General features: G+C 50.3%; 15 protein-coding genes. 2 read left to right on the top strand and 13 right to left on the bottom strand.

Going from position 1 to position 17068, the window contains the following annotated elements:
• Nucleotides 1-17: 17 nt before the first annotated feature.
• From DWY89_RS00730 to DWY89_RS00705, 6 genes are all read right to left on the bottom strand, one after another.
• Nucleotides 18-635, bottom strand: coding sequence for a bifunctional adenosylcobinamide kinase/adenosylcobinamide-phosphate guanylyltransferase (locus DWY89_RS00730; protein ID WP_118468622.1), 618 nt, complete (start codon nucleotides 633-635; stop codon nucleotides 18-20).
• Nucleotides 636-722: 87 nt separating this feature from the next.
• Entirely contained in the window at nucleotides 723-1865 is a 1143-nt protein-coding gene (cobT, locus tag DWY89_RS00725; RefSeq protein ID WP_118524290.1) for a nicotinate-nucleotide--dimethylbenzimidazole phosphoribosyltransferase, read from the bottom strand.
• Between the two features lie 264 nt (nucleotides 1866-2129).
• Complete coding sequence (locus tag DWY89_RS00720) at nucleotides 2130-3506, bottom strand: TolC family protein (protein WP_118524289.1); 1377 nt, start codon at nucleotides 3504-3506, stop codon at nucleotides 2130-2132.
• Between the two features lie 14 nt (nucleotides 3507-3520).
• Nucleotides 3521-4711 carry a TolC family protein gene (locus tag DWY89_RS00715; protein ID WP_118524288.1) on the bottom strand — a complete coding sequence of 397 codons (1191 nt, stop codon included), beginning with the start codon at nucleotides 4709-4711 and terminating at the stop codon, nucleotides 3521-3523.
• An 86-nt stretch (nucleotides 4712-4797) separates the two neighbouring features.
• On the bottom strand, nucleotides 4798-7806 hold the full coding sequence (locus DWY89_RS00710) for an efflux RND transporter permease subunit (RefSeq protein WP_118524287.1): 3009 nt from the start codon (nucleotides 7804-7806) through the stop codon (nucleotides 4798-4800).
• Between the two features lie 19 nt (nucleotides 7807-7825).
• Complete coding sequence (locus DWY89_RS00705) at nucleotides 7826-9118, bottom strand: efflux RND transporter periplasmic adaptor subunit (RefSeq protein WP_243022642.1); 1293 nt, start codon at nucleotides 9116-9118, stop codon at nucleotides 7826-7828.
• A 207-nt stretch (nucleotides 9119-9325) separates the two neighbouring features.
• Here DWY89_RS00705 and DWY89_RS00700 point away from each other — a divergent pair, with 207 nt between their 5' ends.
• The gene (locus tag DWY89_RS00700; protein ID WP_022360261.1) at nucleotides 9326-10003 is read left to right on the top strand and encodes a response regulator transcription factor; all 678 of its coding nucleotides are present in this window, start codon (nucleotides 9326-9328) and stop codon (nucleotides 10001-10003) included.
• Nucleotides 10000-11067, top strand: coding sequence for a HAMP domain-containing sensor histidine kinase (locus DWY89_RS00695; protein WP_118293186.1), 1068 nt, complete (start codon nucleotides 10000-10002; stop codon nucleotides 11065-11067). The genes DWY89_RS00700 and DWY89_RS00695 overlap by 4 nt, the downstream gene beginning before the upstream one ends.
• Nucleotides 11068-11335: 268 nt before the next feature.
• Here the strand turns inward: DWY89_RS00695 and DWY89_RS00690 are convergent, their stop codons facing one another.
• From DWY89_RS00690 to rpoZ, 7 genes are all read right to left on the bottom strand, one after another.
• A complete protein-coding gene (locus tag DWY89_RS00690) occupies nucleotides 11336-11740 on the bottom strand; it encodes a GerW family sporulation protein (protein ID WP_022360264.1) in 405 nt (134 codons plus the stop codon).
• A gap of 1 nt (nucleotide 11741) precedes the next feature.
• Entirely contained in the window at nucleotides 11742-12839 is a 1098-nt protein-coding gene (locus DWY89_RS00685; RefSeq protein WP_118524286.1) for a hypothetical protein, read from the bottom strand.
• 122 nt (nucleotides 12840-12961) lie between these two features.
• Nucleotides 12962-13300 carry a hypothetical protein gene (locus tag DWY89_RS00680; RefSeq protein WP_118524285.1) on the bottom strand — a complete coding sequence of 113 codons (339 nt, stop codon included), beginning with the start codon at nucleotides 13298-13300 and terminating at the stop codon, nucleotides 12962-12964.
• A gap of 103 nt (nucleotides 13301-13403) precedes the next feature.
• Nucleotides 13404-14657 carry a competence/damage-inducible protein A gene (locus tag DWY89_RS00675; protein WP_106999954.1) on the bottom strand — a complete coding sequence of 418 codons (1254 nt, stop codon included), beginning with the start codon at nucleotides 14655-14657 and terminating at the stop codon, nucleotides 13404-13406.
• Between the two features lies 1 nt (nucleotide 14658).
• A complete protein-coding gene (gene pgsA / locus DWY89_RS00670) occupies nucleotides 14659-15201 on the bottom strand; it encodes a CDP-diacylglycerol--glycerol-3-phosphate 3-phosphatidyltransferase (RefSeq protein ID WP_117795511.1) in 543 nt (180 codons plus the stop codon).
• Entirely contained in the window at nucleotides 15185-16528 is a 1344-nt protein-coding gene (gene rimO / locus DWY89_RS00665; protein ID WP_118523373.1) for a 30S ribosomal protein S12 methylthiotransferase RimO, read from the bottom strand. The genes pgsA and rimO overlap by 17 nt, the downstream gene beginning before the upstream one ends.
• 274 nt (nucleotides 16529-16802) lie before the next feature.
• The gene (gene rpoZ, locus DWY89_RS00660; RefSeq protein WP_022360270.1) at nucleotides 16803-17057 is read right to left on the bottom strand and encodes a DNA-directed RNA polymerase subunit omega; all 255 of its coding nucleotides are present in this window, start codon (nucleotides 17055-17057) and stop codon (nucleotides 16803-16805) included.
• Nucleotides 17058-17068: the final 11 nt, after the last annotated feature.

Here is a 17068-nt window from a genome sequence, read left to right as displayed (position 1 = left end):
AACATTTTGTTCTTTTCTCAGTTTTCGACGACAAACGCAGATACCGCAAGCGGAATCCCATACACCACTTCCGTCACTGAATCCGCCATCTGCCCAAGTTCCCGGTTGATCCGCCCCAGAAGCTCTATATACCGCTCTGATTCCGGTTCATACGTCACACCGTCCGAAAAGATCTCATTCGTTACAATGATAAGATCCCCGCACTGTTTTTGCAAGTGTTTTATTCCCTGCAGGATCCGCTCTTCTGCGCCATTTTCCTGATCGTAAAATTCATTGAGGACAAGGTTGGACATACACTCAAGGAGAAGGACTTGTTTTTGTGCCACTCGGCGGGACTCCCAGTACTTCAAACTATCTGTTTCCTGTTCAGCATCCAAACCAGCCGGATTTAATTCTTCGAATGTCTCTCTTAATTCTAATGTTTCCAGCCCTGTATACCTCTCAATCGTCTCAAATCCTTTTGCCGCGCGCATCCGCCGGTGTCGTTCCACCCGTTTTCTGCCTTCATCGTCCCAAATCCGCATCGTTGCCAGATACCAGAGTGTTCCGCCGGTCCTGTTCCGGCACTGCACGGCAGTCTGTTCGGCATATTCAGACTTGCCGCTGCCACTGCCGCCTGTAACTATATATAACATCGTTCATTTATCCTCTTTTTCACCGAATTGCAGCAGTTTCCATGCTTTAAAAACATACGCAAAAAATGTTTTAATCCGTATATCTCATCACACCAGCGGCTTATATTCCTCTATTTCCATCTCCGCAAACGTATCCATATCCCGATAAATGGACAGTGCCATATCCAGCAGTGGAAACAGTGCCAGCGCACCCGTGCCTTCCCCCAGCCGAAGCCCCGCCCGGATAGCCGGTGTCACCCCTATCAAATCAAGCAGCCAGATAGATGCCGGTTCCGCCGACACGTGAGCTGCCAGCATATAGTCCGTCGCTGCCGGTGCAATTCTTCCAGCCGCTGCCGCCGCTGCCGCCGCTATAACCCCGTCAATCACAACCGGAACATGATAGATAGCTCCGCCTAAAAAGGCACCTGCCATCGCCGCCAGATCAAACCCGCCTACTTTTTGCAATACATCCATGCCATCCATGGGATCCGGCTGATGCAGATCGATTCCACGCCGGATTGCCTTCGTTTTCCGTTTCAGTCCAGCCAAATCTAAACCTGCCCCACATCCTGTGACAAGTTCTGGTTCTTTTCGCAGCAGGACCGATGCGACCGCACTGCTGGTCGTCGTATTGCCGATTCCCATTTCACCCACTGTAAACAGGCGGTACTCCCGATCCTTCAGAACACGCACTGCGTCAATTCCCGTCAAAACGGCTGTCAGCACCTCCTGGCGCGTCATCGCTGCTTCTTTCGTAAAATTGGAAGTCCCGCGCCGGATTTTCCGTTCTGTCAGGGGATGAAGCTTCCCCTGATGTTCCACCTCACAGGCGATTCCTATATCGATCGGAAACACGTCCGTTTCTGCCTTTTCTGCCATCAGGCAGGAGCAGCTTCTCCCGCGTGTCATATTCGAAACAACTGCCGCTGTAACCTCCTGCCCGGTCTGTGATACCCCTTCTTCAACCACCCCATTATCCGCGCAAAAAATCAACAGTGCACGCTTGGAGAAATCAGGCACTTTCCCGCCCTGTGCTGCCGCCGCCCGCACAATATCCTCCTCCAGGACTCCCAGGCTTCCAAGTGGTTTTGCCACCCGCCCCCAATGTTTTTCTGCCTGCTCCCGGATTGTTTCATCTGCTGGCACAATCTGTTTCTTAAGCTGAGCAAATCGTATTTCCAGCTCTTTTTCCGAAAAATGCCGAAAATCTTCCAGCGATTCCAATGTCTCCATATTCTCCTGCTGCATCTATATGTTCCTCCCGTTTTCGTTTCCGCCCTTTTCCATGGGTTCGTGAACGGGCGTACCCTTTCAGTCTATCGTTTACCGGTTCAAAATTCCGCCTATGATTGTACCATCGACCGGAACAATACGCAAATACAAATTTGTTCTCACACCGAAAACGACACCACCCACCCGGGCAGTGCCGTCTTTTTTAAACCCATCTTATAAAATTCTATTTCACATATCCATACAAAACATATAATCTCAGGAAGCGCAATCACTTGATCCTCACGCAACTCCTTTCAACATCCACTCATACGCATCATATGCCGTCCGCAGGGAAATCTCGGCAGTCTCTAGTTCTGCTTTTTTCTGCAGATAAGACGCCTCACCCTGTAAATACGTTGCTTTATTAATCGCACCGGACTGATACTTAATCTGGGTGGCGCCGTATGTTTTTTCAGCGGACTGGCAGGCTGCCTGCGCTGCGTCGCGTTCTAGGCTTAATGCCGCTATCTCAGCGTACTGCTCATCCGCTGAGGCGCTTGCAGCGCTCTCGGCTTCCTCGATTTGCTGGTGGCGCAGCTTGCGCGCCGCATCTCCGGTTGCGGAGGATCGTCTGGCTGATTTGACACTGGAACTTGCAACGACAGCTGCCGCGCGGTCCGCATCCAAATTCATGGACGCTAATTCTGCTGCCGATACGATAGGAATCTCTCCCAGTGTGAGAGATTCTCCGCTCCTTCCAAGAAGAATGGCAAGCTGGCGCAGCGCCTTATTTGCCTGATCGGTCGTGGATTGTAATGCTGTCTGGGCGCTTAACAGGTTTTTCTGAGCCTGCAGCAGATCCGTCTCCGTGCAAAGCCCCGCTGCCAGTTCCCGCTCTTTGCGATCTGCCTGCGCCTGATAGTTCTCTGCCGTCTTGGCAGCCGCCTCCACCTCGTCCTGAAGCTGCCGGCAGGTGCCCCACTGCATCTGTGCGGTCTTTACGACCTGCCAGACCGTCCGGTTTCTGGACGCACGGCTTGACGCCGAATTTAAGGAAGTGAGCGACTTTTTATACTGCTTCGCTGCCATCGACAGCGTTTGTGCATTTCGCTCATAGGTGCCGATCAGTGCCTCATCTCCGCCCGCATCTTCGAGCTCATCTGCTTTATAGTTCATATCCCGGGCACCGGAAATCATCGCATCGTAGGCTTCCTGGTAGACGGCAAGGCTGTCCTGATAACTGTAATCGGCGCTGACAGCCGTTCCATTGCCGCGCCGCACCAGCGCCTCCAGTTCCCCGTACTCTATCACAGAATCCGCGAGCTGTTCCTCCGTATAGGAGCCGGACTGGCTGGCGATCGTGTTGTCTGCGCTGTTTTCGGTTATGGTGCCATCTTCCAGCGCCGGACCATCTGCCTCGCTGTCTGAATCACTTTCAGTGCCGGAAATCAAAGGCGTTTTCGCCGCCTGCGCCGGGCTCGATACAAGAATACAAGCCGCCAGGGCAATTCCGATCGAACGACTCAATCTGCTTTTTCCGATTCGTTTCACATTATGACCGTCCAGATGCACATCCAAAGCACTTGCACCGCTTCGGTCTCTTTCTTGCCCCTTGCGCATCTTTTGCTCTGTCCCAGCTTCCGCGTTCATCCATTTTCCTTTCAGATTTCGCATCATCCGCCTACCCCTTTCTACTGCGTGGACGCCAGACCGTCAACCGCCCACTGGTAGGCGAGCTGCGCCTGAAGAAGCGACATGGCTGCTGTCTCTCTTGCCACGGATGCCGATTCATAGGAATAGGTCGCGCTCTGGTATGCATTCTGGCTGATGAGTCCGGCTGCCAGTTTGCGGTCGTTGGTGTGTTTAGTCTTTTCTTCTAATTCAAAGCTGCGTTTTGCCTGTTCATACTGTGCCTCAGACAGCTTCAGATTTTGATAAGCCGACTGGACATTCGACTTGACTGCCTCCTTCCCGCTGGTCAGAGTCGTCTGATACTGCTCTTTGAGAGTACTCGTCATCGCATTGCTGACCTGACGCGCCAGAATCTTTAACTGATAGTTATTCTCCTGCGCTTTCGCAATGTCCTCTTCGAGGTTGATCGATGCACTCATCTGTTCCTGCGGATCCGGCAATGCACAGATTTCTACTGATGCGCCGTATTTCCATCCAAGCATCTGACACAGGGATTCCTTCGTCGATGCAATACTGCTTTCCGCCGTGGTGATAGACGCCTGCGCCTTTAAAAGAGTCTCCTTGGCATCCAGCACATCCGTCTGTGTCCCATTTCCGGATGAGAGCTTTAAGTTCGCTGTCTCATAGTCTTTTTCTGCCTTGGACACCTGGTTCTGCACACTCTTTAAGTTTTCCTGGGCATTCCAGTACTGGATCATCAGGTTCTGCGCCTGCTGTACCAGTGATTTTTCGGTCTGCGAGTAACCCCACGCCTTGACATTCGCATCATCGACGTTATTATCGCCCTGCTCGCGCATCTGGGTCGCGGAAGCCTCGCTTCGCTGTGCTGCTGCCAGTGTGGAACCATAATTCGCATCATCTGAATCCGGGTACTCGATACGGCTCTCGATCTCATCTGCCGCGTCATAATATTCCTGCGCGATCTCATTGCTGTCTTTGCCTTGATAATCCTTGTACTCGATCCGGTTCTTCTCCACTGTGCTGTTGTACTCATGGATCCGATCAGCAATCTCGTCAAATTCGAGCTTATCATCCTGCAGCGAAGCCCATTTTTCTGTGGAATATGCAAATTGCGGGCTGGCTGCCAATGCCTGAACCGGCACACCTGCCGCCAGGAATACTCCCAGTGAGCAGGCTGCCACGCCAGAGGCAATCCGGCGGGTCAGGCATAATCTTCTATTTTGATTCATGTATGTCACTCCATTCCGATCTATCTGATTTTAATTTCCGCAGCAAATATTTTATTTCCTACAATATTTTTTCAATTAACCTATATCTAATCCACATCCGGTATCTCTTCCTTCGGTTTCCGGCTCAGCAGTGCGTAATATACTGGGACCATGAAGAGCGCGACAATCACACCTACGCTCAGACCGCCGATATCTACGATCGCCAGACCCTGTGTTGTGGAACCGCTGCTTCCGATTGCCAGTGCCATCGGGATCATCGCGAGGATGGTTGTCATACTTGTCATCAGAATCGGTCGGATACGGGTCGCACCTGCCTCGATGAGCGCTGTCCGCAGATCCATCGTGGAGCGATACTGGTTGACCGTATCCACGTAGAGAATACCGTTATTTACAACAGTTCCGACCAGAATCAGGAAGCCAAGCAGGGACGTCATACTGATGCTGACGCCGGTCAGCTTCAGTAATCCGAAGGAACCAACCAAACTGAACGGAATGGTCGTCATAACCATGATGGAAAACTTCACAGACTCAAACTGTGCCGCCATGACAACGAATACCAGGAAGACTGCAATCGCAATCGCGCGGTACAGGGAGCTGAACTCACTCTTCATCATACGGTCACGGCTGTTCTGCCCAATGCTGATTGTACCGCTTAAGTTCGGAGTAATTACCTCACTGTTGATTTGCTGCTGTACATTATCACCGGTGTAATCGGCTGAGATTGTGATCTCATATGCACCGTCGGTTCTGGAAATCGAAGCCGGGCTGTCCTCAAATACGACATTTGCCACATCGGTCAGCGCCACCTTCTGTCCGTTTGTTCCCGTCAAAATAATATCTTTTATGTTATCAACTGTCTCGTACTCGCCCTCCGGATACTCAACCGTTACCGTAATGTCCTCGCCGTCAATTTTAAGTGTCGTCGCGTCGATACCACTCAACATCTGGTTGATCGTCGTTCCGATACTGGAAGCCGTGAGTCCATACGCCTTTGCCATGACTGGATCAATCTTCAGGGTAATGATCGGTGCATTATTCTCAATACTGGAATGGATGTTGATGACATCCGTTCTTGCTGTCATTTCCTTGACAATCTTATCACTAACTTCTTTTAATTCATCATACTGCGTGCCGTGAAGAATCACTTCATAGCCGCGCTGTCTTCCCATGAAGCTCATGGAAGTCGATGCCGATACGTCGATCGTACAGTTTGCAATGTTATCCATCTCTTTCTGCCACTGATCGGCTACATCGTCTGTTTTCATGGTACGGTCATCTTTCAGATAGGCACTGATCTCGCCGCTGTCTCCGTTGTAACGCAGCATGTACGAATCAACCTGGTCGCTCGCGGAAACAATCGCCTCCGCTTCTGCCAGTGCCTCCTCGATCTTTTCCTGTTTCAGCCCCGGACGCGTCTCTATGCTGACGCTGACCGTACCGGTATCATCCGATGTCATCAGCTCCGTCTGCATTCCGCTCGCCAGAATTACCGTCAGTACAAGTACCAGAACCGAAAATCCCATAACCATCGCCTTGTGGTTTAACAGACGGTCCATGATGCCGCGGTACCATTTCTGTAAACGTTCAATCGGACGTCCCATCAGGGCGCGCTTCGCCTCGCTCGGTTTATAGAACAGATAACACAGCGGAACCACCGTCATCGCAGAAAGCAGGGACGCCGACATACAGAACACGATCGTGAATCCCAGCGGCTTGAACATCTGTCCGGTCATACCGTTTAAGAATGCCAGCGGCAGGAATACGACACAGGTCGTGATCGTCGAACCGATGATCGAGTTGATGACAATGCCGGTTCCGTGAAGCGCTGCTGAAAAATAGCCAAGCGCCCCCTTGTCTTCCTGCTCCGCCGTTGCACGGAAACAGCTCTCCAGTACAACGATCGAGTTATCGACCATCATGCCGACGCCGAGTACCAGCGCACTCATCGTGATAACATTCAACGAAAATCCTGCCATCGTGATCGCAATCAAGGACATCAAAATCGAAGTCGGAATCGAGCTTCCGACGATCAGGGACGCCTTATAATCGCCAAAGAACAGGAAAATGATGAACATGGAGATGATAACCGCCAGAACCATTGTCTCTGCTACGTCTTTTAAGGAATCAAGAATCGTGTCAGATGTATCATTTGCAACCGTGATCGTCAGATCCGAATCATCTGCCATCAATTCTTCAACTTTCTCTTTGACAGCCGAGGACACTTCCATATCTGTGCTGTCCTGCTGCTTCTGAATCGAAATGGAGATCGTCTCCTGACCGTTGTAACGGGAAATGCCGCCCCGGTCTTTCGTTGCCTCATACACATTTGCCACATCCGACAGAGAAATAATCTGTCCTGCCGACGTCTTGATTGGAATATCCCGCAGCTCATTTACCTGTTCTGTTTTTAAGGAGGTAGTAACGGAAAGCTCCAGGTTTCCGGCATCTGCCTCACCCGACGGGGATGCCACGTTCGCATCGCTGATCGCACTCGCAACATCCTGCATGGTCAGATTGTACTGATCCATTTTTTCAGACTGTAATTCAATGCTGACGTACTTAGAAGAACCACCTCGCGTCTCAATGTTTGCAATTGAAGAAATTCGCTCTAATTCAGGTACTATCTTCTGATCCACATAATCGTAGAGGTTTGTCTGCGTTTTATGTGCAATCGAAAGCATCATGCTGTCTCCTTGATTGGAGTTCATCGACATAACGCTCGGTTCCACATCATCCGGCAGCTCCCGCTGGATATTGTCCAGTTTCTGCTTTAAGTTGTCATACGCCTCATCCATATCGGTGCCGTAATCGTACTGAAGCATGACCATCGAACGTCCATCGCTCGATGTGGAGGAAATCGTGTCCACGCCCTCCAGCGTGCCGATCGCATCCTCGATCGGTTCGGTTACCAGCTCGCTGATATCCTCCGGTCCTGCGCCTGAATAATTTGCCATGATAATCAGCATCGGCGTCTCCATATCCGGCATCTGCTCCAGCTTTGCCGAAAAGACCGATGAAATACCGAATACAACCAGACACAACAGAGCCATGACAGTAGTAACCGGATGTTTCAGGATATATTTCGTTACTCCCATGTCTTACATTCCTCCTGTCCTACTGTTTCTGTCCATTTTTTGCATCGTTCGGAGCACCTGCACCACCCGCAGGCTGATCGTTTCCGCCATCTGCCGGAGCGCCCGCTTTCTGTCCATTTTCAGAGCCTGCCGGGGCATCGGCTTTCTGGTTTCCAGCTTCATCCGCTGCTGCCGCATCTGTTTCTTCACCCTTTAAGTTAACAGTTGAACCCTCATAAAGCTGGGAACTCCATGTACTGATGACGAGATCATCTGCCGTCAGCCCCGACTTGATCTCCGCCAGCTCTGTATTATAAAGCCCCACTTCGACTTCCACTTTATGTACCGTTCCATCCTGGTAAACATAGACATTTCCAACGCCGTTATCATAGTAGATTGCATCTACCGGCACGGTCATGACATTCTCTGCACGCTCAGAAGTTACTGTTACCTTGACAGTACTTCCCGTTGAAAGGCTGTTCGCCTCCGGCAGCTCTGCCTTTATCTTAAACAGACCGTTGCTCTCGTCCGCCATGCTGCTGACATCGGTAATCACACCATCATAAGTCGTTCCATCTTTTACAATCGTCATCGCGTCGCCCTGGTTTAAGTTGCTCATAACACGCTCGGATACGAAGAACGATACCCGTTTATCTCCCTCACCGGAGATAACGCAGAGCTGCGCCTGCTGGTTGACATGATCATATACATCAATATCCATCGTCTCAATCTTGCCGGAGATCGGTGCGGTCACGGAACTGTATTCCACCTGGCGATCGTAGTTTAATTTTGCCGATTCATAATTTAACTGTGCCGTCTTCGCCTGGTTCTGATACTGCTCCCATTCCTGATCAGAAATATCTCCTCCCTGATAAAGAAGCTGCATACGGCTTAAATTGCTCTGTGCCTCGGTCAGGTTAACAGAGGCGGAGTCCATCGCATTTTTCGCCGTCTCAACCTGTTCGGTATTGATCGTACAGAGAAGCTGACCCGCTGTCACCATATCACCGACGCTGACGTTGACACCCGTCACATCGCCGGATGCCTTCGCATAGACATAGACAACGTCCGATGCCTCGACAGTACCGGATGTGCTGGTTGTCCGCTCAATCGTTCCGCTCTTTGGATTCTCAGCCGCAACCGTCGCCACATTGTCCATCTGCGTGTCCTGCATACCGCCTGGACCGCCCGGACCGCCGCCTGAACCTCCTTTGCTGCCACCCTTGAAACGCATAAAAAGTGCCGCAAGTACGAGCACCACCACCACCGCGATGATGGCTGTTTTCTTTTTATTCTGCTTTGCCGCTTCCATCAGAGAAGATTGTTTACTCATTTCGCATATTCCTTTCTGGTTTTTCCTAATTGTCCCTAGTATAACATCCCATTTTTAAACGAGTTTCAACTACATATAAACTGAATGTAAACGAACCGTGAAAAAAATGTGTTGCACCGTTCACAATCAGTTTAAACTTATGTGGTATACTATGAGTACTTATGATATTACATCTTTTTAATTAAATTATAGGGAGGTTTTACGGATATGTTTCACATTCTCGTGGTAGAAGATGATGCGAAACTGCGTTCCCTGTTCTGCACGGTACTCACCAACAATGGTTATCTGGCGCTTCCGGCAGAAAGCGGCGAAAAAGCATTATCTCTTTTAGATTCTGAATATGTAGATCTCATTATTTCGGATATTATGATGTCCGGAATGGACGGATATGAACTGATTGATCACCTGCGGACGAGTGGATTTACGATGCCGATCCTGATTATCACCGCCAAAGAGCGCTTCGAAGACAAGCAGCGCGGCTTTCAGGCAGGCACGGATGACTACATGGTGAAGCCAATCGATGTCAATGAGATGGTTCTGCGGGTTGGCGCCCTGCTCAAACGCGCCAAGATCGCGACGGAGCATCGGATTGTCTGCCAAAATACGATTCTCGACTACGATGCACTGACGGTCACGGTCAACGGGCAGGAGACACTTCTGCCGCAGAAAGAATTTTATCTTCTATATAAATTACTTTCTTATCCAAATAAGATTTTCACGAGGCAGCAGCTCATGGACGAAATCTGGGGGCTTGACTCGACAACCGACGAACGGACGGTCGATGTGCATGTCAACCGGCTGCGCGAACGGTTTAAAAACTGCGATGATTTTATCATCATGACCGTGCGGGGTCTCGGCTATAAGGCGGTGAAAACAGAAGCATGATCAGCAAGAACTTTACCAAATATTTCCAGATTCCACTCTACTGGCTGACCCTCCTGGTCTTTTTCTTCCTGGTGTCCTCGTTGATACCGATGCTGACTGGATATTTTGTCTCGCTGCTCACAAGCGGAACAGATAAACACGAAGTTTTTCGGATTTTCGGTCCGAATTTTCCGCGTCTGATGTCATTTTTGAGCAGCCTTGCGTTCAGTATCGCGCTGTCGCTGTTCCTCTGGTCGAAAATCCTCTGCCCGATCGGTTCCATAAGCCTTGCCGCTAAGCAGGTAGCAGACGGAGACTTTTCTGTTCATGTACCAAATTCGAAGTCTTTGCAGGCGATCTGTGAACTAACCGACAATTTTAACCGTATGGTGCAGGAGTTAAACAGCATCGAATCGCTGCGAAATGATTTCGTGACCACGGTTTCCCATGAGTTCAAGACACCGCTCGCCGCCATCGAGGGCTATGCGACATTGCTGCAGGATCCATCTCTCTCAGAAGCGGACCGGAATGAATACACGCGCATCATCATCGACAGCACGCGCCAGCTCACCACGATGACCGGCAACATTCTTCTGCTTTCCCGCCTGGAAAAGCAGGAGATCGTGACTGGCCGCACGACGTTCAGCCTCGACGAACAAATCCGGCAGGCGATTCTTCTGCTGGAACCGCTCTGGGAGAAAAAGCATCTGAATCTCGACATTGATTTGACGGCGTGCAAGTTTCACGGCAACTGTGAGATGCTGCAGCAGGTCTGGATCAATCTCCTGCAAAATGCCATCAAATTCACCCCGGCTGGCGGTATGCTTTCTGCCAAACTCGTTATCACAGGAGATAAGGTGCGTGTCTCCATCCGCGATACCGGCGTCGGCATGGATGACGCCACGATGAAACGGATCTTTGAAAAATTTTACAGCAGGAACTCTGATCCCAATGAAAAGGGCAACGGGCTGGGACTTTCCATCACGAAACGGATCATCGACCTGATGCACGGTACCATCGAGGTATCCAGCCAGGTGGACGAGGGTAGCTGCTTTACAGTGATTCTGCCGCTTGAAAAAGCATAGAATCTCATCGGCAAAACATATTGTACCCGACAATCATCAGAGAAATGGCGATGCTGACCCATAGAAAATTCTTTGGGAAAATGAGCACCAGGGTCATGCCAAATCCCATTGAAAAAAGAACTAAACCAAATAAACGCTTCATAGAATGATACCTCTCTGAAATGTCTGTTTTCAAAAGAAGTTAAATAGCAGGCGATCATTGCCAGAGACATTTGGCATTCGATCGTGTGCTATGATCATTCTATGAAGCGTTTTGATTTTAATTTCTTTATTTCTTCTCTTCCATCTCGCCCGCCATTTTCTCAGCTGTCTGCATCGTCTCCGCATCGATCGGTCCGGTGCTTCCGCCGACAAATTTATTGACGAGATCCGGTGCCATGTCGAGAACCTTGGTCAATGCATCCTGATGCTTGATATTGACCACCTTCGTCATGCCATTCTGAATGACCAGCACCGCGCTCGGCGTCATCTTAGCGCTCATGCCGCCCGCATTCTTCTCTTTCGCCGACTGACCAAACGCGCCCGCCGCCATGCCGCAGGTTACATCCACGAGTGGAAGTATAATCGCATCGCCAACTGTCACCGGCTCTCCCACGACTGTCTTCGTCGTGACGAACTCATCCATACCCTGAAATAATGCACCGATTGTCGATGCAAACTGATTGTCTGCCATATTATCTTCCTCCTCGGTTTCTATATTTATAAACCTGTGTCCGTACATTCTTATCCATCCAGATCCGAAGCGCCATCAATGCCAGCACGCCAATCTGGACTCTGCCCCGGAACGAAAGCTCCCCGTCCAGCGCATTTGCATCCATGACCGGAGTCAAATCAATCTTCTTTCCGTAAACTGGATACAAAAAAGCCGCCACACTCAAAATTTGTCCCATCAAATAAGGATCCTCCACGCCAAACGTAAACTGCCCGGACAGCTTTCTGGGAAATATATGCCGCAGAACTCGCATGAGCTGGCGTTTGATCAGGCGAAATGACTTCTGATTTTCTTCATTTTCTATAAATGCAAGGACGGATTGGCGTTTGTGCTCCAGGTTGTTGATTCGGGTAAGCAGCTTTGAGAGGGATTGCCGCAGGGCGCTCCATTTTTGTTTGAACCAGCTAATGATTCTATGAAGGAACGATTCACGCTTTTCCTGGCTGGGATTTGATTTTAATTCATTCTTTGCCCGATGCGTTTCTCCTTCTGCCTCGGACACTCCCGCCTCCTTCACATCTGGAAATGCATCTGCATTCTTCACAGCTTGAGACATTTCCGCCTCCCTCTGCGCACTCCGTCTCTTCACCGCCTCCTCCAGCAGCCTGGCAGTTTCCTCCGCTTTCTCGATCGCGGCGTCTGTCTTCTCCGATGCTGCTTCCGCCCGCAAAATCAGTTCACCGGTGTCTAAATCATCATCCTCTGTTTTCTCCTGCGCATTTACAAATTCCAGCTCATCCGAATCCGCTGCCTGCGTGCCTTCCCGCACACGCCCAGATTCCGTATCTTTCTCTTCACTCTCACTCCCGAAAATCCGGAATCCAAACAACTTAACCGCATATCGAAGCCCATTTTCATAAGCAATCCGCAGCGACACCGCATGAAGCAGCCAATGGATATGCAGATGCACGCCAAAATCCTTGATACTGTGGTAGCTTCCGTTCCCCCGGTATCGAATCGGGACAAATAAAACCGCCAGCAGGCACAGAAACAACAGTCCCAGAATGACAAGAAGCAGGATTCCGAGTATTTTCAAGATTATGAACAAAATATGCAGCAATCCATCCCCTCCCACTTCTTATTCTTTCATTGACAAATTCATGTATCAGCTCTGTATCATATGATGTTGGGGTCAAAAGACATTTTCAGTCCAAAAAAACTTCATCAAAGGCTGCAAAATACTTACCTCTTTTTCCTCAGCCTGTCTTCCTTCTCTCTCAGATACGTCTTCACATCAAATCCACCCGTCTCGCGGTACGTCTCATCCACAATCCGCCCCACCGTCTCCACGGCATCCTGGTAGCCCGCGCCGACCCCTACGATCAGCAGATCCGCCTGCTCCCGGTAATAATTCTGCCGGAGCACATAGGCAGGCAGGATATCAAGCAGGTTGTGTCCGCCTGAGGCAGGCGTGATCACGTGAACGCCCGGCTGTACCTTTCCGAGGCGGAGTTTCTGTAGAATCGAAAAACGATGCTTTTTAGCAGTTTCTCCCAGATACAGATATTTATACCAAATCATCGTCCCCGCCTCCTAAAAAAGGAGAGCCCGATCCATGGCGCTCTAAAAACAGCACATTTCCGGCTATTTCTCCCCGCCTGTCAGCTCTCCCTCCTTTACATGATCAATCTTTTTTATAATTCTTAATAATCGACCGTCTCAGCAGATCCAGCGCCTGAATCACCGTCTGCTCACGCACCTTCTCGCGATTTCCGCGGAAATGGTATTCCTCTACTTTGACTTTATCCTTCATATAACATGCGATATAGACGAGTCCCACCGGTTTCTCCTCGGTTCCGCCGTCCGGTCCGGCGATGCCGGTCACAGCGATACAGGCATCCGCATCCGTCGTAAATACACCGCCTGCAGCCATCTCACGCGCCGTCTGTTCGCTGACCGCGCCGTATTTTTTCAGGGTCGCCTTACTGACGCCCAGGATCTTTTTCTTTGCCTTGTTGGAATACGTCACGTATCCCTCGTTAAAGACCTCTGAAGCCCCCGGCACGTTGACGATGCGTCCGGCGATCAGACCGCCTGTGCAGGACTCTGCGGTTGTCACAGTCAGGTCGTATTTCTTTAAGAGGCGGACAACGACATCCTCCAGATTCTCATGCTCATCCGTCGTGTAAACCGCATTACCGAACCGTTTCTTGATCTCTTTGATAACCGGTTTTAACAGCTGTTTTGCCGCGTCTTCGCTCTCGGCTCTCGCGGTCACGCGCAGATGTACTTCTTTCGTCTTTGCATAGGTCGCAATCGTCGGGTTCGTCTGCTGGTCGATGAGGTCGAGAAGCATTTCCTCCACCTTGCTCTCCCCGTATCCGCAGATTTTGAGCATCTGGGAATAGATCACACAGTCAGATCGTTTCTGAATATAAGCACAAACCTGATCTTCCACCATCGGATACAGTTCGTTCGGCGGTCCCGGAAGAAGAATCGCGGTCTTACCGTTTTTCTCCAGGGCAAGTCCCGGAGCTGTGCCGTTTGTGTTGGAAAATACCACCGCGCCCTCCGGCACCAGCGCCTGACGCCAGTTGCTATCCGGAATATCGGTGCGCTTGCGCTGCCGGTACCAGTCCTCCAGATGTGCCCGCACCTCCGGATCCTCGACTAACGGCATTCCCATCAGCTCCGCGCAGACATCCTTCGTGATATCATCCTCCGTCGGTCCCAGACCGCCGCCGATGATAACGAGATCGGCTCTTGAGAGCGCCGTCCGGAAGACTTCTGTCATGCGCTCCCGGTTGTCCCCTACCGTCGTCTGGTAATAGACGTTAAGCCCCAGCTTTGCACACGTTTCCGATAAATACTGCGCATTGGTATTGACGATATTGCCAAGCAGCAGCTCTGTTCCTACCGAGATCAGTTCGACTATCATATCAGATACTCCCTTCTGTCAGTATTTTATGATTCTTGTAAATATAATCAACAAGTGACACAATCGTCAGCACCAGCGCGATCCAGACACAGATCGTCGTGACAAACGCAAGCGCCGGAATATCCAGAATCAACAACACCACCGATACCATCTGAAACGTCGTCTTAAATTTGCCCCAATAGCTGGCGGCGATGACAACTCCGTTGTCCGAGGCGATCAGACGGAATCCGCTGATGATAAACTCCCGGCTGATGATGATGATAACCATCCAGGCTGGAAGCGCATTCAGCTCAATCAGGCAGATGAGCGCCGAGCACACTAGAAGCTTGTCCGCGAGCGGATCCATAAATTTTCCAAAGTTCGTAACCAGATTGTACTTTCTGGCAATCTTTCCATCCAGAAGATCGGTCAGGCTGGCTATGATAAACAGTGCCAGTGCAATCATACGGAAGGTATAGTTTTCACCATTCTGCCAGAGAAGGAAAAACACAAAAAACGGAATCATGATGACGCGAAGCGTCGTAAGCTTATTCGGTAAATTCATCAGCCAACTCTCCTATCAAATCATATTCGAGTGCTCCCGTTACGCGGACACGGCAGAAATCGCCGGACATCAGCGGAACATCCGCATTGACAAAAATCAAACCATCTACGTTCGGCGCGTCCTTATAGGTACGTCCCACGAAAGCATTCTCGTCTGCCACTTTTCCCTCGATCATAACCTCAAGCACACGGTCTTTCATATCCTCGGCTTTCTCAAAGGCAATCTCCTGCTGCAGCTCCATGATCTCGTCGCGGCGGTCTTCCTTGACCTCCTGCGGTACCTGATCCGGATATCCGGCTGCCGGTGTGTCCTCTTCTGCAGAGTATGCAAACACGCCCAAGCGGTCAAATTCCATCTCATCGACGAACCGCATCAGTTCCTCATGATCCTCCTGTGTCTCACCCGGGAAACCGGAAATTAAGGTCGTGCGGAGTGCAATATCTGGGATCTCTTCCCGCAGATGCGCGATCCGCTCCCGAAGCTCCGCCTGATTCGTGCGGCGTCCCATCCGCTTGAGAACGGCATCGCTCGCGTGCTGGATCGGAATATCCAGGTAATGACAGACTTTTTCTTCCGTCTTGATCGCCTGAATCAACTCCTCGGTGATCTCCTCCGGATAACAGTACTGGATACGGATCCATTCGATTCCATCGATCTGTGCCAGTTCATGTAAAAGTTTCGGCAGGGTCTTCTCTCCATACAAATCCACGCCGTAAAGCGTCGTCTCCTGTGCGACAAGAATCAGTTCCTTCACACCCTGATCCGCAAGCTCCTTTGCCTCTGCGAGAAGCTGCTCCATCGGCACACTGCGGTACGGTCCACGCAGGGACGGGATAATACAATAGGTACACCGTTTGTTACAGCCCTCGGAAATCTTTAAAAAAGCATAATGTCCGCCGGTCGTCACCAGACGTTTGCTCCGCATCTTCGTCTCCGGAAGTTCGGACAAATCGTGGAAATCAGATACCCTCTTACCCTTCAGCGCCTCCGCCAGCACCTTGCTGACCTCATCATAGCTGGTCGTACCGAGAATACCGTCCACCTCCGGCACCTCCTGCAGGATCTCTTCCTTGTAACGCTGTGCCATACAGCCGCTGACTAAGAGCGCCTTGCAGGTTCCGCTCTTTTTGTACTCTGCCATCTCTAAGATGGTGTTGACACTCTCCTCCTTGGCATCGTTGATAAAGCAGCAGGTATTGACCAGAATGACATCTGCCTCCTGCTCGTCATCGGTAAACGTGTACCCGTCCTGGCTCAGCGAACCCAGCATACGCTCTGCATCAACCAGGTTTTTATCGCAGCCAAGGGATATACAAAGTAATTTCATTCAATTCTCTCCTAATACCATATTTAAAAAATTTCTGTAACCATAATCGATTTGAACCGTCACAAAAATTCTATATCGTAACTGTTCAGTACCTTCACAGTCACGCGCAAAAATCCATTAAAAATTGCCTACGGCAATGGGATTTTTGCCTGCTGGCCCATGTTTTCGTACGGTCAGCGCAGTAGATGCGCAGACCTACTGAACAGTTACTCTATATCTAAGAAAAGACCATCTCCATGTACATAATGAACACGGGACGGTCTTCTGTCACCTTTTAGACCTCTTCCTCCGGGGAATCGTTCTCTGCTACAATTTTAACCTTAGAATGGTACAGCTCGTCGATCGCGATCGAAAGCGGTTTTCTTCCATTCTCAATGACCAGTGCCTCATCACCGGCGATCAGCTGTCTTGCACGCTTTGCAGTCGCAATTACGATGGAGTAACGGCTCTGAATCAGCGGTTCTTTCCCCGGCTCAGCCTCTTTGTTTACAACATTAATTAAGTCAAGATATGACGGACGCAGCATCATAATACATCTTT

Origin of the sequence: Clostridium sp. AF27-5AA, from assembly GCF_003478415.1 — a bacterium.
Lineage (GTDB): Bacteria > Bacillota > Clostridia > Lachnospirales > Lachnospiraceae > Otoolea > Otoolea fessa.
This window is presented reverse-complemented; position numbering and strand designations above follow the sequence as displayed.

Bases quoted from the DNA above. Each gene is read 5' to 3' on its own strand.
- DWY89_RS00690 (WP_022360264.1), bottom strand. From the start codon at position 11,740: ATGGCAGACAATCAGTTTGCATCGACAATCGGTGCATTATTTCAGGGT.
- DWY89_RS00715 (WP_118524288.1), bottom strand. From the start codon at position 4,711: ATGAATCAAAATAGAAGATTATGCCTGACCCGCCGGATTGCCTCTGGC.
- DWY89_RS00710 (WP_118524287.1), bottom strand. From the start codon at position 7,806: ATGGGAGTAACGAAATATATCCTGAAACATCCGGTTACTACTGTCATG.
- DWY89_RS00730 (WP_118468622.1), bottom strand. From the start codon at position 635: ATGTTATATATAGTTACAGGCGGCAGTGGCAGCGGCAAGTCTGAATAT.
- rpoZ (WP_022360270.1), bottom strand. From the start codon at position 17,057: ATGATGCTGCGTCCGTCATATCTTGACTTAATTAATGTTGTAAACAAA.
- DWY89_RS00705 (WP_243022642.1), bottom strand. From the start codon at position 9,118: ATGAGTAAACAATCTTCTCTGATGGAAGCGGCAAAGCAGAATAAAAAG.
- DWY89_RS00695 (WP_118293186.1), top strand. From the start codon at position 10,000: ATGATCAGCAAGAACTTTACCAAATATTTCCAGATTCCACTCTACTGG.
- cobT (WP_118524290.1), bottom strand. From the start codon at position 1,865: ATGCAGCAGGAGAATATGGAGACATTGGAATCGCTGGAAGATTTTCGG.
- pgsA (WP_117795511.1), bottom strand. From the start codon at position 15,201: ATGAATTTACCGAATAAGCTTACGACGCTTCGCGTCATCATGATTCCG.
- DWY89_RS00675 (WP_106999954.1), bottom strand. From the start codon at position 14,657: ATGATAGTCGAACTGATCTCGGTAGGAACAGAGCTGCTGCTTGGCAAT.
- DWY89_RS00700 (WP_022360261.1), top strand. From the start codon at position 9,326: ATGTTTCACATTCTCGTGGTAGAAGATGATGCGAAACTGCGTTCCCTG.
- DWY89_RS00680 (WP_118524285.1), bottom strand. From the start codon at position 13,300: ATGATTTGGTATAAATATCTGTATCTGGGAGAAACTGCTAAAAAGCAT.
- DWY89_RS00720 (WP_118524289.1), bottom strand. From the start codon at position 3,506: ATGATGCGAAATCTGAAAGGAAAATGGATGAACGCGGAAGCTGGGACA.
- rimO (WP_118523373.1), bottom strand. From the start codon at position 16,528: ATGAAATTACTTTGTATATCCCTTGGCTGCGATAAAAACCTGGTTGAT.